Source organism: Seleniivibrio sp., from assembly GCF_021209385.1.
In the GTDB taxonomy this organism is placed as follows: domain Bacteria; phylum Chrysiogenota; class Deferribacteres; order Deferribacterales; family Geovibrionaceae; genus Seleniivibrio.
In genome coordinates, this window is the sequence record NZ_JAJOIL010000027.1 from 40,416 (window position 1) to 62,587 (window position 22,172).

The 22,172-nt window shown below is 46.6% G+C and carries 19 protein-coding genes; 5 read left to right on the top strand and 14 right to left on the bottom strand.

Features of this window, described 5'->3' with window-relative positions; translation table 11 throughout:
• Nucleotides 1-7: 7 nt before the first annotated feature.
• The 14 genes from LRY47_RS08305 to fliR form a co-directional block, all read right to left on the bottom strand.
• Nucleotides 8-289 (bottom strand): hypothetical protein, encoded by a 282-nt coding sequence (locus LRY47_RS08305; RefSeq protein ID WP_295224160.1) that lies wholly within the window; start codon nt 287-289, stop codon nt 8-10.
• A 7-nt stretch (nt 290-296) separates the two neighbouring features.
• Nucleotides 297-2,378 carry a response regulator gene (locus tag LRY47_RS08310; protein WP_295224161.1) on the bottom strand — a complete coding sequence of 694 codons (2,082 nt, stop codon included), beginning with the start codon at nt 2,376-2,378 and terminating at the stop codon, nt 297-299.
• Between the two features lie 15 nt (nt 2,379-2,393).
• Entirely contained in the window at nt 2,394-3,026 is a 633-nt protein-coding gene (locus LRY47_RS08315; RefSeq protein WP_295224164.1) for a protein phosphatase CheZ, read from the bottom strand.
• A 1-nt stretch (nt 3,027) separates the two neighbouring features.
• Entirely contained in the window at nt 3,028-3,405 is a 378-nt protein-coding gene (locus LRY47_RS08320; RefSeq protein ID WP_132871265.1) for a response regulator, read from the bottom strand.
• 57 nt (nt 3,406-3,462) lie between these two features.
• Nucleotides 3,463-4,380: a flagellar motor switch protein FliN gene (fliN, locus tag LRY47_RS08325; RefSeq protein WP_295224168.1), complete on the bottom strand. Its 918-nt coding sequence runs from the start codon at nt 4,378-4,380 to the stop codon at nt 3,463-3,465.
• Nucleotides 4,361-5,371 (bottom strand): flagellar motor switch protein FliM, encoded by a 1,011-nt coding sequence (gene fliM / locus LRY47_RS08330; protein ID WP_295224170.1) that lies wholly within the window; start codon nt 5,369-5,371, stop codon nt 4,361-4,363. Before fliM ends, fliN begins: the two co-directional genes overlap by 20 nt.
• A gap of 10 nt (nt 5,372-5,381) precedes the next feature.
• Entirely contained in the window at nt 5,382-6,452 is a 1,071-nt protein-coding gene (locus tag LRY47_RS08335; protein WP_295224172.1) for a chemotaxis response regulator protein-glutamate methylesterase, read from the bottom strand.
• Entirely contained in the window at nt 6,445-7,182 is a 738-nt protein-coding gene (locus LRY47_RS08340) for a FliA/WhiG family RNA polymerase sigma factor (protein WP_295224174.1), read from the bottom strand. Before LRY47_RS08340 ends, LRY47_RS08335 begins: the two co-directional genes overlap by 8 nt.
• Nucleotides 7,179-7,382 carry a hypothetical protein gene (locus LRY47_RS08345; protein WP_295224177.1) on the bottom strand — a complete coding sequence of 68 codons (204 nt, stop codon included), beginning with the start codon at nt 7,380-7,382 and terminating at the stop codon, nt 7,179-7,181. Before LRY47_RS08345 ends, LRY47_RS08340 begins: the two co-directional genes overlap by 4 nt.
• 22 nt (nt 7,383-7,404) lie before the next feature.
• Entirely contained in the window at nt 7,405-8,250 is an 846-nt protein-coding gene (locus LRY47_RS08350; protein ID WP_295224179.1) for a MinD/ParA family protein, read from the bottom strand.
• Complete coding sequence (gene flhF, locus LRY47_RS08355; RefSeq protein WP_295224181.1) at nt 8,247-9,467, bottom strand: flagellar biosynthesis protein FlhF; 1,221 nt, start codon at nt 9,465-9,467, stop codon at nt 8,247-8,249. The genes LRY47_RS08350 and flhF overlap by 4 nt, the downstream gene beginning before the upstream one ends.
• Nucleotides 9,464-11,551, bottom strand: a complete 2,088-nt coding sequence (gene flhA / locus LRY47_RS08360) for a flagellar biosynthesis protein FlhA (RefSeq protein WP_295224182.1) — start codon at nt 11,549-11,551, stop codon at nt 9,464-9,466. Before flhA ends, flhF begins: the two co-directional genes overlap by 4 nt.
• A 349-nt stretch (nt 11,552-11,900) precedes the next feature.
• Nucleotides 11,901-12,950 carry a flagellar biosynthesis protein FlhB gene (gene flhB, locus LRY47_RS08365; RefSeq protein ID WP_295224185.1) on the bottom strand — a complete coding sequence of 350 codons (1,050 nt, stop codon included), beginning with the start codon at nt 12,948-12,950 and terminating at the stop codon, nt 11,901-11,903.
• Between the two features lies 1 nt (nt 12,951).
• A complete protein-coding gene (gene fliR, locus LRY47_RS08370; RefSeq protein WP_295224187.1) occupies nt 12,952-13,725 on the bottom strand; it encodes a flagellar biosynthetic protein FliR in 774 nt (257 codons plus the stop codon).
• 125 nt (nt 13,726-13,850) lie between these two features.
• On the opposite strand from fliR, the gene mqnC reads away from it, so the two are divergent.
• Genes mqnC through LRY47_RS08395 form a run of 5 tightly spaced genes read left to right on the top strand, consistent with a single transcriptional unit; the run spans nt 13,851 to nt 22,149 of the window.
• Nucleotides 13,851-14,879, top strand: a complete 1,029-nt coding sequence (gene mqnC / locus LRY47_RS08375; RefSeq protein ID WP_295224190.1) for a cyclic dehypoxanthinyl futalosine synthase — start codon at nt 13,851-13,853, stop codon at nt 14,877-14,879.
• A gap of 50 nt (nt 14,880-14,929) precedes the next feature.
• Complete coding sequence (locus LRY47_RS08380; protein ID WP_295224192.1) at nt 14,930-16,051, top strand: GAF domain-containing sensor histidine kinase; 1,122 nt, start codon at nt 14,930-14,932, stop codon at nt 16,049-16,051.
• A complete protein-coding gene (locus LRY47_RS08385; RefSeq protein ID WP_295224194.1) occupies nt 16,017-17,558 on the top strand; it encodes a FapA family protein in 1,542 nt (513 codons plus the stop codon). The genes LRY47_RS08380 and LRY47_RS08385 overlap by 35 nt, the downstream gene beginning before the upstream one ends.
• Nucleotides 17,551-20,355 carry an excinuclease ABC subunit UvrA gene (gene uvrA / locus LRY47_RS08390; RefSeq protein ID WP_295224196.1) on the top strand — a complete coding sequence of 935 codons (2,805 nt, stop codon included), beginning with the start codon at nt 17,551-17,553 and terminating at the stop codon, nt 20,353-20,355. Before LRY47_RS08385 ends, uvrA begins: the two co-directional genes overlap by 8 nt.
• Entirely contained in the window at nt 20,356-22,149 is a 1,794-nt protein-coding gene (locus LRY47_RS08395; protein WP_295224199.1) for an N-acetylmuramoyl-L-alanine amidase, read from the top strand.
• Nucleotides 22,150-22,172 lie beyond the last annotated feature (23 nt).

Sequence of the window (22,172 nt, forward strand, 5' to 3'; positions counted from 1 at the left end):
AGCTGAACTATCTCCACCATATAAAACGGCGGAAATTAGGATTAGGCTTAGAAAGCTTCGGAGAAAGGTCACGGAAATTATTTTCATCAAGTTTATACTGTTTTGCTGCTGCTTCAAAGTCGTCACCTTTCACGACGTCTACGACGGTTAGTTCGTAAATAATATCTTTTCCGCCGTAGTAGTGTAAGAATGCGGATGGTTGGAGTTTCGAGGCGGTCTGGAAACGTCTGGTTTCCGTGACCACCTCGTATATGTAAATCTTAGCCGTAGCTGTACGGCAAAATATCAATACTAAACTAAGAGTTAGAAGAGTTCGCCATAAGCTCATCTATTTTGTCCATCAGCATCTGCATGTTCAGAGGCTTAAGGAGGAAAGCGTCGATACCCGCCGCTGATATTTTTTTACGTTCGGATATTTCCGATCTGCCTGACGCTGCGATGATGGGCTTATCATAGCCTTTTTCTCTGAGACTTCTTGCAACCTCGTAACCGTCCATATCAGGCATCATGATGTCGGTTATGACGATGTCCGGATCAAGCTTATCGATCATCTTTACAGCGTCTTTGCCGCTTGTTACCTCTTTGGTCTCCATCCAGCCTGTGGATGTGAGCAGCCTGCTGATTATCTTGCGGTCTGTTGCCGAATCGTCGATTATCAGAACTGTTATTTTATTGTTAGTCTTTCTGCCGGAATCAACTTTTTTCTTCTGGCGGAATCTTCTTGGCATTTTGGAGGCAATTTCCATTACGCCTGCGACGTCGATGATAAGGCGTACGCGTCCGTCACCCATGATGGTAGCGCCTGCTATACCTTCGTTACCGCTGAGGTATTCACCCAGAGATTTAATAACGATCTCTTCCTGACCGACAAGCTTGTTGACGATGAAGCCGAGGCGTTTTTCAGCTATACCGACGACAACGACATAAATGTCTTCGTCATAGGATTCCTGAAATTCGTATATTTCGTTCAGGCGGATAAGGCTGAGAACGGAATCGCGCAGTTTAAGAACTTCACGTCCTTCAAAGCTGTGTATCTGTTTTTCGTTTATGCGAACTGTCTCGATAACTGAAACAAGCGGGATTGCGAGCACCTCGCCGGATACTTCAACGAGAAGTGCCTGAATGATGGCGAGTGTAAGGGGCAGCTTCATTTTGAAGCGTGTTCCGTGACCTATTTCAGATTCTATGTTAATAATACCGTTCAGTTTTTCAATGTTAGTCTTAACAACGTCCATACCGACGCCGCGACCTGAAACGTCTGTTATCTGTGCGGCAGTTGAAAAACCGGGACGGAAGATGAGACCGTATGCAGTCTCGTTATCCATGTTTTTGGCTTCTTCGGGGCTGATAACGTTCTTTTCGACAGCTTTCTTTTTAAGCATGTCAGGGTCGAGACCTTTACCGTCGTCTTTAATTTCAACAACGATGTGGTTGCCTTCGTGATAAGCAGACAGATTTACAATACCTTTATCTGGTTTGCCTTTTTTGCGTCTTTCTGCGGGAACCTCGACACCGTGGTCAACAGCGTTTCTGATCATGTGCATCAGGGGGTCGCCTATCTCTTCCACGACAGATTTATCAAGTTCTGTCTCTTCACCTGTGATCACAAGGTCTATGTCCTTCTGCATGTCGCGGCAGAGGTCGCGCACCATGCGGGGGAATTTGTTGAAAACTTTGCCGATGGGAACCATTCTGGTCTTCATAACTGCGAGTTGCAGTTCAGTGGAGATAAGACCGATCTGTGATGTGGTCTCCATAAGCTGTTCGACCAGATATTCGCCTTCAAATTTCTTTTCCAGTTCGCCGGATATCTGTCCGATACGGTTACGGGAAAGAACAAGCTCGCCCACGAGGTTCATAAGTGAATCCAGACGTGAAACGTCAACGCGAATGGTCTGTTCAACGGCAACAGCGGCTTTTTTGACCTGCTCGACGCTCTCTCTTTTTGCGCTTGCGCCTGCGGATGCTTCGCTTGCGCCGCCCATTCCGAGTTTTCCTTCGTTTGCAAGCTTGAGCTTGGGAACGATTTCGTCGATTGACGCCGTGTTTGTACCGTTTTTAATATCTGCAATGATAGTTTTTGTAACGTCAACAAACTCAAGCAGAACGTCCATTATCTCAGGAGTAACCTGCATTTCGTTCTTTCTCAGTTTGTTGAGGATTTCTTCAGCGTGGTGGGTAACGCTGCTCATCTTGTCAAACCCAAGGAAGGACGAAGCACCTTTCATGGTGTGAGCCGCCCTGAATATTTTATTCAGAAGTTCAAAGTCATTTTTTCTGTTTTCCAGTTCAATAAGATCCTGATCGAGACTTTCGATTATTTCATCTGTCTCAAGAATAAAGTCCTGAACAAGGTCCTGCATTTCATTATTGCTCATGGTGTCCTCCGGACCTTACTGACCGAACTCTTTAAGGAGTTCGTCAACAAGATTCTGGTCTTTTAAAAGGTCTTTTTTATCTTTGATCATATCAAGCATCTGAACGTCGATCTTATTCTCTTTAACGCCGAACATGAGAACAAGATGCGCCAGCCTTTCCTGAAGGTCATAAATTATTTTAACAAGCTTATCTATTTTTTGCTTGGTAATGTCCTGAAATTCCAGAGAAGCAATAATATCGAAACAGGTGTCCTGACCGCCGAGTGCTTTGTCGCGCAGTCTGTCTATTATTCCGCCGGCAAGTCCGAATTGTCCGGCGGCAACCTGATCCTTTATTGTTTGTATGTTTTCTCTGATATCATCCGTTATGAAATTGATTTTGTCAACACAGGTAAGAACGTTTTCCGAAGCGGTTTTCGAGTCTGCAATGATGGCTTTCAGCGTGTCTTCAAACCCAGGAAGGTCTTCATAGCTGTCTTCCACTGTATCGTACACAGCTTTCAGCTTGTTTATGGCATCGCTGAAATATTGTGCGATATGATAAAGTTCGTTTTCGGCGTTAACGTCAACGCCTGCAACGTCATAATTCCCTTCATTGATGCTTCTGGCGATATCCAGAAGTTCGTTTATGTCTTTGTAATCAGACATATTACAGTCCCAGAAGCTTGTTAACCTTCTCCTGAAGAGTATCCGGTGTGAACGGCTTAACAACATAGTTGTTAACACCGCTGCGCAGTGCAGTAAGGATATCTTCTTTGGCGGCTTCTGTGGTCACCATGAGTATGGGCGTCTCTTTGTATTCGTCCTTCGCTCTGAGTGTTTTTACGAAGGTTAGTCCGTCCATTTCAGGCATGTTCCAGTCGGTGATTATCAAATCAACTTCGTTTTTTGCAAGCACATCAAGACCTTCAACGCCATTACCTGCTTCAAGAACGTTTGTGAAGCCCAGTTTGGTGAGGGTATTCTTGATGATTCTGCGCATCGTTGAAGAATCGTCAACTGTTATAATCACATGGTCGTAAGCCATTATCGGGTCCTCCACCTGTTTATATACAATATATTATTTCCAAAACAGCGGGTACTGTCAATCTTTTAATTTCTTTATCCGCTCTGCACGGCTGACAATTTCTTTTATGCGGAAGCCGAAATAGCCGTCCACGATAACGACCTCGCCTCTTGCGATGACTTTGTTGTTAATCACAAGTTCAACAGGTTCGTCTGCGGATTCGTCAAGTTCTATAATATTACCTGATCCCATTGTGAGAATATCCTTTAAAAACATGTTTGTCGAACCCATTTTCACACTTATGGGAACATCAATATCGAGAAGCAGGTCCAGATTGCCCGGAGTGTGTCCATGTCCGCCTCCGCCTATCTCCGGAATATGCACTCCGGCTTCGTCGTCTGGAAACTTGAAAGCCGCTCCGAAATCAGGTTCTTCACTAAAAGAGGTTCCGCCGGAACCGCCTCCGAACTCGTTCAGCAGTGAGCTGTCGGTGTAAAAGCGGAAAGTCGTGCTTGTGGAGCCTATGCTGAGTGCAGCGTCCACCACCATATATTCAGCAGCCTGAAAAAGTGCAGGCGCATCGTTAACCATTACATCGTCTATTCTGAAAGAAACCTTAACGCCGGTTTTCTCTTTAACCGGTTCGCCGCATGCAGCCAGAAGCTGAGATGCGTATTCTTTTATAGCGTCCTTGTCGTCCGGCTCCAGTTTGTCTTTGCCCGGTTCGTCCATCATCATCATAAGATTGGTCATGTATGTGATGTCCACGGTGTTGAACATTATGCCCGCTTCCATACCGGAGTTTTCCTCTGTAACCAGAATGAGGGTTTGTTCCTCGTATCCGGATGTGAGATCGTCGGGGTTTGCAGAACTCACCTGTGCAAAAGAGAGGCTTACGTCTTTATCCATTGACATGCTGGTGATAGTGTTTTTAAACACATCCAGAAGAACATTGGTCAGCGAGGAATGTCTGCTGTCACTCAGCGGTGTTTTCATCGTTATTCTCCGTTAAAAATTCCGTAATCTTCACAGCCTTTTTCACCCCTAAGGTGCCGACAGTACCGAGGAACTTTTTCTTGTTGTTAAGGAATATTTCCGAGGGTCTGTCGCTTTTTACGTTGAACATAACAAGATCTCCTTTTGAAAGCTCCAGTATGTCCTCTATGCTCAGTTTGCTGTGTCCCATGTATACTTTTGTGGATACTTCCGTGTCGTTAAGGATACTGAGTATCTCGTTTTCGTTGTCGCCCATGGCTCCTTTTTTGGCACCTATGAGCCAGTCAGTGGAGCTTATCTTGCCGAGAACCGGTTCAAGAACTATGGCAGGGATACAGAGGTTCATCATACCCAGCACTTCTCCGAACTTTACCTCGAACACGACAAGAATGACAACTTCGTTCTGGGAAACGATCTGTATGATGTGGGGGCTGTTTTCAGACAGCTCCTTTTTCATCCGTATGTTGGGGATTATCTGCCGCCAGACCTCCTCAAGGTCTTTGAGGATAAGGCTTAAGATACCGTCCATAATATGCTGCTCAAGTGTGGTAAGCTCGCGTGTGTTGAACAGGGGCTTTCCCATTCCGCCAAGAAGTTTGTCAACGATAGGGAAAACCAGCGACGGGTTTATCTCCAGTACTGTGTTTCCTTCCATGGGGATCATGCTTATGATGTTGAAACTGGTGGGGTCGGGAAGTGACATAAGGAATTCGCCGTATGTCATCTGGTCAACTGAAGTAAGTGTTATATCAGTGATTGTTCTCAGATAATTAGAGAGTGTAGACGAAAAGTTCCTTGCGAACTTGTCGTGCAGGTTTCGTATGGAGCGTAGCTGTTCCTTGCTTACGCGGTCGGGTCTTCGGAAATCGTAAACGGATATTTTCTTGGGGACAAAATCCAATTGTTCGACAGTATCATCCGACATCTCGTCGTCTGTCGAGACGGTTGACAGCAGGGCATCAATCTCCTCCTGACTAAGAATATCCGCCATTTATCACCCTTTACTTGCAGTATGCAACGATACGCTGGTATATCTCGTCCAGAGGGACAACTTCGTCATGTATGTTCGCTTCAACAACCGCTCTGGGCATGCCGTAGACAACGCATGACGCTTCGTTCTGGGCGATGACGTTTCCGCCCTTAAGTTTCAGGAGCTGGAGCCCCTTCATTCCGTCGGAACCCATTCCCGTCATGATAACGCCGAGCGCGTCGCGCCCGATATTCTCCGCAACGGAAGCCACCGTGACATCCACGCTGGGGATATGCAGCGAGTTTGAAGGCTCCGGTGAAAGCTCTGTATAATAGTGGGGACCTACTTTTTTCAGTTTCATGTGTATGCCGCCTTTGGCGATGTACACTGTGTTGGGTTCAAGCTGCTCCTTGCCCTGCGCCTCGAGAACGTGAAGTTTGCTCAGTGAATCGAGCCTCTGGGCGAGGGATTTTGTAAAGTTCGGCGGCATGTGCTGAACCACAAGAACGGGGACGCCGAGGTCTGCCGGAAGCATAGGGATAACCTTTTGCAGAGACTGGGGACCGCCTGTTGAAGTGCCGATCACAACAAGTTTCTTTTTGCTGGTTATCTTCGGAGCCGCCCTTGTTATCATGGGTGCAGCAGGAGCTGTCAGCCCGGAGGGCGCCATGGGTTTTCTCATGGATCTTGCGAAGAACGCCTTGCGTCTGCCGAAGTTTTTAACTTTTTCGCGCAGGTCGTCCTCAATTTTAAGCACGCCGAAGCTGGCGAATGATTTATCTTTCGGAATGAAGTCAACAGCGCCGAGGTCAAGTGCCTTAAGTGTCGCTTCCGCTCCCTCTGTGGTGAGTGAGCTGACCATGATAACGGGCAGAGGGTTTTCCGCCATTATCTTTTCAAGAGCCGTCAGTCCGTCCATCCTGGGCATTTCAATGTCCAGAGTGACAACATCAGGCTTAAGTGTCTTAACCTTTTCTATAGCTTCGATGCCGTTGATGGCTGTGCCTATGACCTGTATATCCGGGTCTTTGGCAAGCATACCTTCAATTGCCTTACGCATGAAGGCGGAATCATCAACAACAAGTACAGTGATCTTATTCATAAAACTCCCTCAGCCTCTTCTGAAGTTTTGATGCTGCCGCAGAGTGGATCTGTGACACTCTGGACTCTGTGATGCCCAAAACTTCAGCTATCTCCTTCATAGTAAGTTCTTCGTAATAATAGAGTGAAACGACGTATTTCTCTTTTTCGCCCAGAGCGTCTATCTCTTCCGCCAGTTTTTCCACAAGCATGTTGCGTACGGTTTCGTCCTCTGGTGTCAGTCCGTTGAACTTAATGAAATCCACAAGCGTGGTTTCACCGTCCGGTCCAATGGTTTCGTCAAGGCTGAGCACCTTGTCGTTTTCCATAAGTTCCTGAAGCCTGTGTACCTCTGTTTCGGAAAAGTCGCTGTTGCTGACAATTTCCTCAACGCTGGGTTTTTCACCGGAATGTCTGTAATGGCTGTCCATATGTCTTTCAAGCTGTTTGAGCCTTGTGCGAACATTTCTTGGGAGAAAGTCAAGGTTCCGAAGTGTGTCGAGTATCGCACCTTTGATACGTCTTTCGCCGTATGTATAAAAATTTACGTTTCTGTCTTTGTCAAATCGTTCGAGCGATTCTATAAGTCCGAGACATGCGGAAGAGTAGAGATCATCCACATCAACGCTGTCGGGCAGAGTGGTACTGATACGCAGAACCCATGACTTTATCTTCGGCATGAATTCCGTGATGATCTTTTCCTTCTCTTCCCTGCTGAATTTGTTACCTGATGCAGACTCGTAAGGCGTCACATTATCTTCCTGAAGTTAATTAAAATACGGTCTATCATAAAGAACAGACTTTTTGCGATCATATAAATCGCAAAGAACATTATAATGTCCCTTATCATATAAGTCAATTTTACATCAAAAATTATGAATTTCACCACAAAAGAGGTGATGAAGACCGTTGAAGACAACAACAGCGCCATTTCTCTGTAAGAAAGATTCATACCGTCCTCCTGTGAAACCTGTTCACTTGAAGACGCCTTTCAGCTTTTCGTAGAGATTCTGCTTTTTCTGTTCCAGTTCAAGCTGCCCCGAAATTTTCTTTGCTATGGGCAGCAGGTCTTTAACATATGATGCCGTGGGTGCGAGTATGCAGACCGGCTTCTGGTTCCTTACGGATTTTATCAGCGTTTTGTCTTCGCGCAGATACCCCAGAAGGGAAAGCTCCACGTTAAGGAACTTCTGTGCAACATTTTTCATGCTCTCAAAAATTCCTTTAACACCTGCAACGTCGTCCACCCTGTTCAGCACAAAGTGAATCTCCTGAATGCCGTACTGAAAATGCACGACCTTCATAAAAGCGTATGCGTCGGTTATCGCGGTTGGCTCCGGTACTGTAAGCACGATGACCATATCCGCGACGGATGCGAACCGTATCACGTTTTCAGAGATTCCCGCGCCCGTATCGAACAGTATGAAATCATACTGTCCGTCCAGCAGAACGAAGATGTCCAGAAGCTTCTCATGTTCCTGTTCAGACAGATTTGAAAGCTCAACGAAGCCGCTTGAGGCAGGGATGACATCAACGCCGTAGACGTTTCTTTTTATGATGTCGTTAAGCCCGACCTCGCCCGTCAGATATTTTCTGATAGAGGCGGAAACGCTGATGTTGAGCAATATGTCAACGTTGGCAAGTCCGAGGTCTGCGTCGAAGACGAGGACTTTTTTGCCTAGCTGTGCCAGCAGACAAGCAAGGTTTACGGCAAAATTTGTCTTGCCGACACCGCCTTTACCGCTGGAGATAGAAAGGTAAGTCGCCTTTCTGTTCTGCTCCCATGCTTTCTTTCGCAGGCTGTGTGCCTGATCCGTCATTTATCGCTCCATAGGGACGGTATCTCTCCGAGAACCTGAGAAGCAATTTTCCTGCCATCAGGTAACTCCATATCGTCCGGTACATTTTGTCCTTTTGATAACAGCATAACAGGTGTCTTTTTCTTTATCGGCAGATTTATCAGCGGACCGAAATATTTTGTTTCGTCCAGTTTTGTGAATATCAGGTATTCGGGCATCAGCTTGGAATATCTGTCGAATGTGTCCGATAGTTCCGCATGGTTGCAGCTCATGGACAGCACCAGCGCCACTTTGATAAGGGGGCTGACCTCAAGGAATTTCCGCAGGTCGCCTATCTGTTCGTTGTCGAACTGACTGCGCCCCATGGAGTCTATAAAAACATACTCGTAATCTTTAAGTTCGTATATTATTTTTTCAAGTTCGGTTGGGGAGGATGCAACTTTCAGGGGGATGCTCACTATTTCCGCATAGTTTTTAAGCTGTTCAACGGCTCCTATACGGAAGTTATCTATGGTGATCAGCGCCACTGATTTCTTGAGCTGCAGGCTCAGGTTTGCGGCTATTTTTGCAATCGTAGTCGTCTTTCCGACGCCTGTAGGCCCTACAAGTGCAAGCACCTTCTGTTTTATCATGGAGAAGTAGTCCTTTTCCATAGGCACAAGGTCGCCCAGAAGCTGTACGGAAAGGTTTTTCACCTGATTGCGGGAAAGACCCGCAGCCGCACGTTTTTCTATCTTTTTAAGGAATTTGTAAGCGATGTCGTCGTCCACGCCGTTTTTAAGCAGAATATTATAAAACTCAAGCACAGGCTGTGACAGGTCAACGACAAAATTGTCCTTCATGCCGGATTTTATCTCAAGCATCTGCCTTTTTATCTCAGCGATATCGTTTACAAGTCCCTCAAATTTGTTAAGCCCGAGAGTGTTGATAATTTCGGTTATTTTGTCCGCTTCGGATTTCTCCGGAACGGCAGGTTTGAACTGTTGCGGTTTATAAGTGTTTGCGTATGCATTTGCAGCCGGAGCGGCTGGTTTTCCTGCGGTCTTTTTAGCGTTTATTACCCGTTCGTCGTCCTCGATACCGACAGTCACTTCTATGATAGGGCGCGAAAAGAGACCGAAGCTGTTGTTCTTAACCACCTTTCTGGTGGAAAGTATCATCGCTTCGGGACCGAGCTCTTCCTTAATGAGCTTCATCGCCTCCTTCATATCAAAGACTTCGTACTTTTTGATCCTCATATATTAATCTCCAGCATACCGAGGCTCTCTATCCTTACGCTGTCACTTATCTCATTATGGGACATAATATTTATGTTGTGAACAAATTTTTCAACAAATCTTCTCATTGGCAGTCTTATGGGCGGAGAGACTATCAGAACGGGGGGGAGGCTCTTCGCTATACACTGGTCGGATTTCTGTATTATAGCAGACAGTATCTTCTGCGCAACGGAAGGGTCAATAACTATTTCCTGTCCGTCGTCGCCTTTCTGTATGTTTGTGGCTACGAACTGCTCAACCTTGGATGGCAGAGTGAAAACGTAGAGTTTGCCGTCTGCGGCGAGCAGGCTCTCTGTTATCTGACGTTTCAGCACGGCGCGCACACGCTCCGTAAGGAAATCGGGATGTTTGTTCTGCATTCCGTATGTTGCCAGAATTTCCAGGATGGTCTGCAGGTTTCTGATGGAGACGCGCTCTTTCAGAAGTGCCTGAAGCACGCGGTTCACGGTACCGAGGTCGAGTATAGCAGGGATAACGTCGTCCACGAGCTTCGGATATCTCTCTTTGAGTTTATCCAGAAGTTCCTGCGTTTCCTGCCTGCCAAGAAGCTCATGAGCGTTTGACTTAATTATTTCTGTCAGGTGGGTCGCAATGACCGTTGAAGGATCGACAATGGTACAGCCCTCTATCTCTGCCATATCCTTAACAGCTTCGTCAACCCATTTTGCTTCCAGCCCGTATGCCGGTTCCTTGGTGGGTATGCCGTCGAAATCCGCAACCGAACCTTCAGGGTTCATAATGAGAAATTTATCCGGAAAGATTGAGCCGGTATTTATGCGCACGCCTTTCAGCATGACAGCATAGCCGTTGGCATCAAGCTGAAGATTATCGCGTATGCGCACCGGCGGAACAATGAAGCCCATTTCAAGTGCGAGCTGGCGGCGGATTGCCTTTATCCTGTTAAGGAGCGTTCCGCCCTGACTGGCGTCAACCAGCGGGATAAGGGCAAAGCCTATCTCCAGTTCCATTATGTCCATTTCCAGAAGACTTTTTACCTCGTCTTCTTCCGGAACAGGTGCTTTTTCTTTTTCTGTTGCGGCGGCTTTTTCCTTTTCCTGTTCTTTTTCTTTTCCGGCGTTCTTAGAAAGCCAAGCCAGATAGATGAAAAGCGAACCCAGCAGTATGAAAGAGAGTTTCGGCATGCCGGGGATTATGGCGAAGAAGAGCAGAATTCCGCCTGTTATGCCAAGCACTTTCGTGCTGTTGAAAAGCTGGCTGAAAAGCTGGTTTGAAAGATCGCCGCCGGAACCTGCGCGTGAAACGATAAGACCGGCAGCAGTGGATATTATAAGTGAAGGTATCTGCGATACCAGACCGTCGCCTATTGTCAGGATAGTGTATCGTTCGGCCGCCTGAATGACTTCCATTCCGCCCTGAACAACGCCTATCACAAGACCGCCCAGAATGTTAATAACTGTGATGATGAGACCCGCAACGGCATCTCCACGGACAAACTTACTGGCACCATCCATAGATCCGAAGTAGTCCGCCTCCCTTTGTATGTCGATACGTTTCTGCCTTGCCTCGTCCTCAGAAATCATCCCCGCGTTCAGGTCTGCGTCGATAGACATCTGTTTACCGGGCATAGCATCCAGAGTGAATCTAGCTGCAACTTCAGCAATACGGGTTGAACCCTTGGTGATGACCATAAAGTTGATTATTATCAGGATAAGGAAAACTATGATACCGACGGCATAGTTACCGCCTACCACAAACTGACCGAACGCACGGATAACTTCGCCTGCCGCATCTTCGCCTTCGTAACCGTGGAGAAGGATCGTTCTGGTTGTTGCAACGTTCAGAGATAGTCTGAACAGTGTAACGATCAGAAGCACTGTGGGAAATGTGGAAAATTTCAGCGGCTGGTCAGAGTGTATCGCCACCATAAGTATGATGATGGACAGCGCCACGCTGGTTGTCAGCAGAAGGTCGAGAAGTATGGCAGGAACCGGCAGAACCATTACGGCGATAATCGCCATGAAGAACACGGAGAATGAGATCTCTTTCTGCTTTAGTATGTTAAGATATTCTTTGGCGTCTGCCATCTATCACCTGTATTGCCGTTTATATGCTGCGCATCACTGCGTCAGTTGTTGCAGTTTATCTGCTGCACTCTACGTCGTCATATTTTGTTCGCTCGCAACACATACAGAGTACGTATGCTTTTGCTCGTCTCACAAAATCTTCCTTGTATAGCTTGCATCTAAACAGCAAGTTTCAAATGCGTTGCGTCCTGCTTTTCTCCCTCCTTTAGATAAAACATTCGCCGTATTTTGTGCGAATGTTTCTGAACCGGGCTAGCCGGAAAGGAGGGTTGGGGTGGATTTGATTTATAATTAATGAAAATCCCCCTTAATCCCCCTTTATTAAAGGGGGAAGAAAAACAAATGTGTTCTATTTCTTCTTAAATTTATCAACAAGGGCGAGAATTTCCGCCACTGCTTTGTACAGATTTTCGGGTATTTCATCCCCTATGTCAACCGTTTTGAAAAGTGAGCGTGCAATGGGCGGGTCTTCATGTACAAGGATGCCGTATTCCTTTGCCACCTCGCGTATCCGAAGCGCCATAAGCCTCTGTCCTTTTGCCAGACAGACAGGCGCTCTGTCCTGACCCAGATTATATCGCAGAGCCACTGCATAGTGGGTAGGGTTGGTAATGACTACGTCCGCTTTAGGCACGTCGTCCATCATCCTCTGGCGTGCAAGTTCCCTCTGTGCCTTGCGTATCCGACCCTTTATCTGGGGATCCCCCTCCATCTGCTTGTGTTCGTCCTTTATTTCCTGCTTGGTCATTTTGAGGTCTTCTTTGTGCTGATAGCGGACATAGGCATAGTCTATGAGAGCCATAATCAGTGCCAGAAGACTTATCTTCCAGACCAATTCGTACATCAGCGAACCGAAATACTCAATAATATCTATAATATCAGCGTCGGCAAGGGTTACGATGGTCTCCATCTTCCCCTTAACGATATAATATGCAAACCAGCCTACTACGAAAATCTTGAACATGGATTTCGCCAGTTCAACGAGGCTTCTTTTAGAGAAGAACCGTCCGAATCCGGTGAAAGGATTTATCCTGTCCAGTTTCAGTTCCAGAGCTTTCGGCGTGAATACGAACCCCACCTGCATGATGTTTGCGGCAATGGATATGAACAGTATCAGTGCCATGAAGGGCGCGACTATCAGTCCAGCCTCTTTTGTGCAATAAACCAGAAGCCCCATAAGGTTGTCCACCGTGATGTTGTAATCATCAATTGTGAGCAGTTCGCGCATTATCCTGCCCATGCCTTTCATAAAATACGGTGCGTAAAAATGGAGAAATACAGCACTGGCAAGGAGTATCAGCGCAGTTGGCAGTTCGCGGCTTTTCGGAATGTTCCCTTCGGATGCGGCGTCTGAAAGCCGCTTACCCGTCGGGTCTTCGGTTTTGTTCTCGTCTGCCATTCTATAAATACCTTATAAGGTTTGCCACATTCTCAAAATAGACGTGCAGGAGCTTTTCAAAAACGATGTAGAAATAGCTCATGCCTATCGCCATAACGGTCATACCCACTGCTATCTGTATGGGAAATCCGACTATCATCAGGTTAAGCTGTGGAACCATACGCCCCATGATACCCATAACAAGCTGGAGAATCAGAAGGGTTATGAATACGGGTGCGGTTATCTTAAGCGCTGTTATAAATATCGTTGAGAATAGTTTTGTAAGGTACAGAAACGCGTTGGCGTCCACAGGATATATACCTATCGGGATGGTTTCAAAAGATGCGCGTATCGCCTGTATCAGAAGGAGATGCCCGCCCACGGCAATAAATATGAGTATCATGGCGATGTTAAGAAACTGGGAGATGATGGATATGGATATGTTTGCCTGAGGGTCGAAAACGTTAACAATACCGAACCCCATCTGGGTACCGATTATCTGACCGCCCAGCTGGACACCGATGAACAGAAGATGCACCAGCATTCCTATACACACGCCAAGAAGTATCTCTTTGGCTATCATGAGAATAAGCATGGGACCGGACGGGTCGGCTATATCCAGTTTTTTGACGGAAGTATATATTATCATGGCGAATATCAAAGAAAAGAGCATGCGTATATGGGGTTTTACGACGTTACTGCCGAAAACCGGCGCAGTCGTCATTATCGCCGCAGTGCGTATCATCACCAGCAGAAATGTAACAAAAAGCTGAGTATCGTATAAAAATTCAAACATGCTTCATTCTATTGCCAGTCACGGAGAATTACAACGGATTTCAGGAAAAAAGACTTTCAATTGTTCTGCCGATATGTAAAATTAAGATGTGGAAATGTTTTTACATAACTTAAGAGGTTTTTAAGGTGTCCAGAATAAGTTTTGAAGACGGATGCAGGATGCTTGCCGATGCCGATCTTTTCGAGCTGGCGGGGCTTGCGGACGAAATGAGGAAAAGACTGCACCCCGAAGGTGTCGTTGCGTACGTTATTGACAGAAATATAAATTACACAAATATATGCTCGTGCAAATGCTCTTTCTGCGCTTTTTATAAAGATATAAAGGACAAGGGCGGGTATGTTATAAGCCATGAACTGCTCAAATCCAAGATAGACGAAACAAAGGCACTGGGCGGGACGCAGATACTTTTGCAGGGTGGTCTGCACCCTGAACTGGGTATAGACTTCTATGAAGATATGATGCGTTTCATTAAGGAGCAGGGGGTCTGGATACACGGACTTTCCGCACCGGAGATAAGCCACATAGCGAAACTTGAGAATATTTCAGTTGAGGATACCATAAAAAGACTTGTCGCTGCCGGACTGGATTCCATACCCGGTGCGGGCGCTGAGCTTCTGGTGGATTCCGAAAGGAAGCTGGTAAGCCCGAATAAGATATCTTCCGGCAAGTGGCTGGGGGTCATGGAAACCGCCCATGGACTTGGTTTGAAGACAACTGCAACAATGATGTTTAAAAAAACAGATAAAGTTGAGCATATTATCGAACATTTTGATAAAATAAGGTGTGTACAGGACAAAACCGGTGGTTTTACGGCATTCATACCGTGGCCATATCAGCCTGCGAACACGGAACTTGGCGGAGAGAACGTTTCCGCAGTCGAATATCTGCGGCTGCTGGCAATGGCGCGGATATATCTGGACAACGTTCCGAACATTCAGGTTTCATGGGTTACGCAGGGTCCGAAGATAGGTCAGACGGCGCTGAGGTTCGGCGGAAACGATTTCGGCAGCCTGATGATTGAGGAGAACGTTGTTGCGGCATGCGGAGTGGGTTTCCGCATGAGCATAGAAGAGATAAACAATAATATCCGCAAGGCGGGCTTTATCCCTGCCCAGCGGGATATGCAATACAACATATTGAGGTATTTCGACTGAAAAGAGACTTTCTGGAGGTTCTCGTTGAGATCTCCGAAAAAATGAACAGTATGTTCGAGCTGCATAACCTCCTTCCGGCTATCATAAACATAGCTAAGGAATATCTTGGGGTTGAGCGTATCTCTCTGATGCTCATCGAGGATGAGTATCTGAAGATGTATGCCCATGCAGGTTTTGAGGTTGATCATTCCAGCGTTCACATCCGGCTTGGTGACGGAATAGCGGGAAAGGTCGCCAAAACAGGTATTGAGGTAATGTCGAACAAAACTGAAACAGACAACGACGTTCTGGGTTACCAGACCTCTTCTTTTATGTCTGTTCCTCTGAAAAAAGGTGACAAAGTTCTTGGGGTTTTAAACCTTACGGACAAGGAAGATGATTTTTTCACTGAGGACGATGTGAAAATCGCACGTTTTATAGCTTCCCAGTGCGCACTGGGTGTTGACAGATTTAATATGTACAGCGACATGCGCAAAAGTGAAAACCTCAGGGTGATAGGGATGCTTAACTCATCCATTGCCCACGACATAAAGAACCTGCTGAACATTGTTCAGTCTTATCTGGAGCTTATGGCGCAGGAAAAAGATATAAAACCTGAAATGCAGGAATATATCGACGCCATCCACTCAGAGGTTAAGCGCATCCACGGGCTTACGCTGGATATTCTGGATTTTTCCAGACAGAGGGTCTCTATTGCTATTGAGACTTTCAGAATATCCGAACTTTTTGATGAAATCAGAAAACATGCCAATATAATGACCAGAGATACGGCAATCTGTGTAGATGTTGAGGTTTTGGACGATATTATTATGAAGGTGGACAGAGGCAAGATATTCAGAGTAATTTTCAATCTTGTTTCAAATGCCATCGACGCGCTTCCTGCAAAAGGCATAGTAAAACTGACCGCCCAGAAGGAAGGAGACCTTTGTGTCATAAAGATCCGTGACACAGGTGCTGGGATAAGCAGCGATAACCGGAACAAGCTGTTTCAGCCTTTTTTTACTTCGGGTAAAGCGAAAGGAACAGGACTGGGGTTGGCCATCGTAAAGATGATTGTGGAAGCTCACTGCGGTACGATCGATGTAGATTCGGATGAAGGGGTTTACACCGAATTTACCGTGAGGATACCATTTAATTATGAATCTTTTAAGGAATTACACAGGCAGGGATGAAAAAAGCCTCATAGTTCTCATGTCGGACAGATATGATCTTGAAGGCGCTGATTTTATTACTTCGCGGGACGAACAGGGCAGGATAATCATCAAGGTTGTCTGCGATAAGGTTGCGCCTCCTGTCACTGAGGTAAAGGTGACAGCAGATGGTTTGCGTGCTTATCTTGACGTTTACCCCGGGGTAAACACCGGAAGTGTTGTAACAGCAGACGATATAATGGTTTTGTTACAACACGAAAGAATTACGGTGAATATCAACCGCGAGGCAATAAATAATGTCGTGCGTCTTGCCTCAGATGGCGGGATATCTGAAAAAGTTCTGATTGCGGAAGGTGTTGAGCCAATTGCAGGAAAAAACTCTCAGGTAGTTCTCAATTTTGAACCTGTCAATAACGCTCCGAAAGTATTGAATAACGGAAGGGTGGACTATCGCAATGTTGACAACATCAGAGTTGTTAACGAAGGCGACCTGCTGCTCACCAAAAAACCGGCCACTGCCGGAGTCAGGGGACTGACCGTCCGTAACGAAGAGATTCAGGCGGAACCTGGCACAGATACTGAAATATACACCGGCGAGGGCGTGCGCTCCGAAAAGGACAACACAGAGTTTTATGCATTAACTGACGGATGCGTTACCTTTGTGCGCAATACGCTGGAGGTAAGTCCTGTGTACACTGTCCGCGGAAACGTGGATTACAGCACCGGCAACATAGTCTTTAACGGCAACGTTTATGTAAAAAATGATGTTCTTTCAAACTTTACGGTTAAAGCTGAAAAGGATATCTTTATTGAAGGCGTCTGTCAGGACGCCATAATAGAGAGCGGCGGCAACGTAGTTATAAAGCTTGGTGTGCGCGGCGATGGAAAAGGGATGATATCCGCCAAAGGCGATGTTTTCATCGGATATGCCGAGAATACGCTGATAGAGGCTCGCGGAAATATAGAAGTATTGAAGTATGCATTCAACTCCCGACTGAGAGCGGGCGGAAAGATATCTGCGATCAAAGATCCCGGCATAATTGCAGGCGGGGAAGTCACCGCTTTTGAAGAGATCCAGCTTCTTCAGGCGGGAACTGCCGGAAACTCGAGGTTCACCATAAGCGTGGGTACAAAATTTTATTTTGAAAAAGAACTCGAGGAGCTTAAATTAAACAAAGACAAGTTCGTTGACAACAAGGCAAAGATAGATGAATTTCTTGGAAGCGTTAACCTCAGAAAAAAAGAGGTGCTGGAGAACCCGAAGGTTCGCCAGCTTATTGCTCTCAGAAAGCAGCTTGACGGAAAGATAGCCATTGTTGATGCAGCCATGCAAAAGCTCATCAGAGAGGCGCATCACCCAAGACCCAAATTAAAAGTGCGTGGTGAACTTTACGGCGGCATAGACGTTCAGGTATACAGGGAAAGAGTATCAATCAGGGAGAACCAGAAGAACATGGTCTATTTCTTCGACGATAAATATCAGAGAATACAGGCGATTTCACTGGAAGACAAAGAATGGGATGAATGATCATATAATTATTAAAGGGGCAAGGCAGCATAATCTAAAGAATATCAATCTGAATATTCCAAAAAACAGGCTGGTGGTCATAACGGGAGTTTCCGGTTCAGGAAAGTCCACTCTCGCCTTTGACACTCTATACGCAGAGGGTCAGAGACGTTATGTGGAGTCTCTTTCGGCTTATGCACGTCAGTTCCTTGAGCTTATGGAAAAACCGGATGTGGATTCGATAGATTACCTTTCGCCTGCCATCAGCATCGAACAGAAGTCAATCAGCCGCAACCCGCGTTCAACCGTGGGAACCATCACGGAAATATACGATTATATGCGTCTGCTCTGGGCAAGAGCCGGAAAGGTATACTGCTACAGCTGCGGGCGTGAAGTGGCGAGCTATTCCGTTCAGCAGATAGTGGACAGGATAATGTCGCTGGGAGAGGACGCAAAGGCGGAACTTCTGGCTCCTGTCATTCGCGGTAAAAAGGGCGAATATAAGAAACTTTTTGAAAAACTGCTGAAAGACGGCTACGTTCGCGCATACGTTGACGGAGAGGTCAAAAGGCTGGAAGAGCCTATCGAACTGGACAAGAACGTCAAGCACAGCATCTCCGTCGTTATCGACAGACTTAAGATAAAAGAGGGCATAAAGCGCAGGCTGACGGATTCCGTTGAAACGGCGCTCCGCCTTGGCGAAGGACTCTGTGAGGTCGCTACCGACGACGGTGTGAACCTCTATTCACAGAATTTCACCTGCCCCGACTGCGACATCAGCATAGAAGAAGTTGAACCCAGAAGTTTTTCGTTCAACAACCCGTTCGGCGCCTGTCCGGAGTGCGAAGGTCTCGGCGAAATGCAGGTGTTCGATATCGACGCCATAGTTCCCGATCCCAAACTCAGTGTTCGCGAAGGCGCGCTGAAACCATGGGAGCAGTTCGATAATTTCCACTATTACAATACACTTGTCGCTCTTTCCGAACAGTTCGGAATAGACATGAACAAGCCTTTCGGCACACTTGACAAGAAACATCAGGATATCCTGCTTAACGGTATGGATGAACCCGTTAAGCTGTACACTTTCAAGGGAGAAAAAAAGATTCCCTATGAAAAAAAGTTTACGGGTGTTTGCGGCTATCTTAAAGAAAAACTTTATACTGGCACCGTTACTGACAAGGAGTTCGCAAAGCGCTTCATGTCGGCACAGGACTGCCCTTCCTGCCACGGAAGCAGGCTAAAAAAGACCAGCCTTGCGGTGCGCGTCGGCGGCAGGAACATTGCCGAAGTTTCCGCAATGAACGTTAAAGAGGCGCTGGATTTCTTTTCCGCGCTGGAGTTTGACGGCTTCATCAAAGAGGTTGCGGACAAGATAATTACGGAGATAAAACGCAGGCTTGCGTTCCTTAACGACGTCGGTCTGAACTATATAACAATAGAGCGTAAATCAGCCACACTGTCAGGCGGTGAGGCACAGCGTATCAGGCTGGCAACACAGATAGGTTCAGGGCTTACCGGCGTGCTTTACGTCCTTGATGAACCGAGCATCGGTCTGCACCAGCGCGACAACGATATGCTCATCGAAACGCTTAAAAACCTCCGGGACATCGGCAACTCGGTAATAGTTGTGGAACATGATGAAGACACCATAAATGCCTGCGACTTCATAATAGATATGGGACCTGGAGCAGGCAGAAAGGGCGGAGAAGTTGTCTTTACCGGACATCCCGAACTGCTGAAACACAGCGAAACGTCGTTGACGGGAATGTATATGTCCGGTCGCAAAGTGATAGAGGTTCCGGCGGAACGCAAGAAGCCCGACGGCAGATATATAGAGCTTAAACACGCTACTGAACACAATCTCAGAGACGTCAGCGTTAAAATTCCGCTTGGGCTTATGGTTTGCGTTACAGGAGTTTCAGGTTCAGGAAAATCAACGCTTATCATGGACACCCTGCAGGCGGCTCTGAAAAAAGGACTGCTGGGGACTAACATGAAGACCGGCGCATACGGAAGCATAACGGGCACGGAACATCTGGATAAGGTCATTGATATTGACCAGTCGCCCATCGGCAGAACCCCCAGATCGAACCCGTCAACCTATACGAGCCTGTTTTCGGATATCCGCGAACTGTTCGCCATGACGCCGGATGCAAAGCTGCGCGGCTATAAAATAGGGCGCTTCAGCTTCAACGTTAAGTCCGGGCGCTGTGAAACCTGTCAGGGTGAGGGGTACATTAAAATAGAGATGCACTTCCTGCCGGATATGTACGTTAAATGCGACTCGTGCCACGGCGCGAGATACAACCGCGACACCCTTGATATCAAGTACAAGGGCAAAAGTATTGCCGACGTTCTTGACATGACGGTCAATCAGGCATTTGAGTTTTTTGAAAATATTCCGAAGTTATGTAATAAGCTTTCGGTTTTAAAAGATGTCGGTTTAGGTTATATTAAACTCGGACAGCCCGCAACCACTCTCTCCGGAGGTGAGGCGCAACGGGTGAAACTCTCAAAAGAGCTGATGAAAAAGCCAACAGGCAAAACGGTTTATATCTTTGATGAACCGACCACCGGTCTGCATTTTGATGATATAAACAAGCTGATAGGCATTTTTAAAAAGCTGACCGAGAGCGGCAACACTGTCATTATCATTGAGCATAACCTTGATGTTATAAAATGTGCCGACCACATCATCGACCTCGGACCCGAAGGCGGGATAGGCGGGGGCGAGATCATCTTCGAGGGAACACCCGAAGACTGTGTGAAATGCAAACAGTCCTACACGGGCAAATATCTGAAGGGAAAACTTTTGTAAATGAAAAAACTGTTACTGGCGCTTCTTATCGTTTTGACATGCCTCACGCTTTTTGCGGACGACATCGACGAATATAACTCCGCAAAAAGAGATTTCGACTATATAGAACACTCCGACAAGGTTACTCGGCGTTCATATCTGATTGTAGCTGATAAGTTTTATAAACTTTATGCTTCCGCACCGAAGGCCGAGACGGGAGACGACTCCCTTAATTATGCAGCCCAGACCTATTACAGAAGCTATTCAAGATTCGGATACCGCGATGACCTGCTGAAGGCGCTTCGCTACTTCAGAATTCTTTCCGGAAACTACGACACACCCCTAGCATCTAAGGCATATCTGCAATCAGCAAAAATATACGAACAGCAGAAGGATTACCCTTCATCTCAATATATGCTCCGCAAACTAATAGCCAAATTCCCCAATTCTGACGATGCTGCAGAGGCAAGAGGTAAGCTTGGCGATATAGATACTAAGTTCGCTTCAAAAACTCCTTCTGACAAGCCGAAAAAACCTGAGCTGAGACCAAAAGCTCCTGTTAAGAGCGAAACTGTCGCATATCATCCCAAAGCCGATGAGGACACTGCGGACAAAGCGCAGGTATCAAACAAACAGACCAGTTTCGGCGATATCAATACCCCGGCAAGCCTTCCCGAAGGCAGAGCTGCTGTCAAACGTATCAGATATTTCACCACACCGGACTATACCCGTGTGGTTATGGATCTTTCGGGCAAGATAGAGTTCGACAAGCACTGGCTTAAGGCGGATCCTTCCATACAGAAACCGCCGCGGCTTTTCATAGACCTCAACAACGTTGTTGTCTCTCCCGAAATACCGCAGGATATAGAGATAAAAGACGGTCTTCTGCGTTCACTCCGCTGGGCGTATAACAGGCCGGGCGTGGCGCGGGTAGTTTTGGACAGCGACAACGTTCAGGATTTCACGGTTTTCGCAATGCCCGACCCAGACAGACTTGTTATAGATGTCAGCAACACGGCAGGAAGCCCGAAAGGACAGCCGGAACCCAAAGCACCTGTTAAAACCGAGGTTGCATCAGCGTCTCCTGTTCCTTCAATTAAAGGCACAGGCAGTTCAGCAACGCTGGCAAGTGTGTTCGGACTTAAGATAAAAAGCATCGTTATCGACCCAGGACACGGCGGAAAAGACCCGGGCGCAAGCTATTATGGTGTTAAAGAGAAAGATATCGTTCTTGACATCGGGAAAGAGCTTTATGCTCTTATTAAAGAATCATATCCTAATATTGACGTATACATGACAAGAAATACGGACGTATTCATACCCCTTGAAGAGAGAACCGCCTTTGCCAACAGGAAAAAGGCAGACCTGTTCGTTTCAGTTCACATCAACGCCGCGCCTAACAAAAGCGCACGCGGGGTTGAAACCTACGTTCTGAACGTTACCAACGACAAGCGCGCTCTTGCCGTTGCGGCTCTGGAAAACCAGACGACGCAAAAATCCATGTCAGACCTTCAGGGTATCCTGAAAGACCTGATGATGAACTCAAAACTGGAAGAATCCCTCCAGCTTGCGTCCTACGTTCAGAAGAACCTTCACACCGGTCTATATACCGACAGCCGATACAATCTCGGTGTTAAGCAGGCTCCGTTCTATGTCCTTGTCGGTGCGATGATGCCCTCGATACTTGTCGAGTGCGGATTTGTGTCGAATCAGGATGAGGCTGACAATCTCACCAAAGACAGCTATAGAAAAGAGATCGCAAAGGGTATATTCCAGGGCGTGACATCTTACATTAAACAGTTTAACGGTAATTAAAGACTACTTTTTTTAATCGGAGA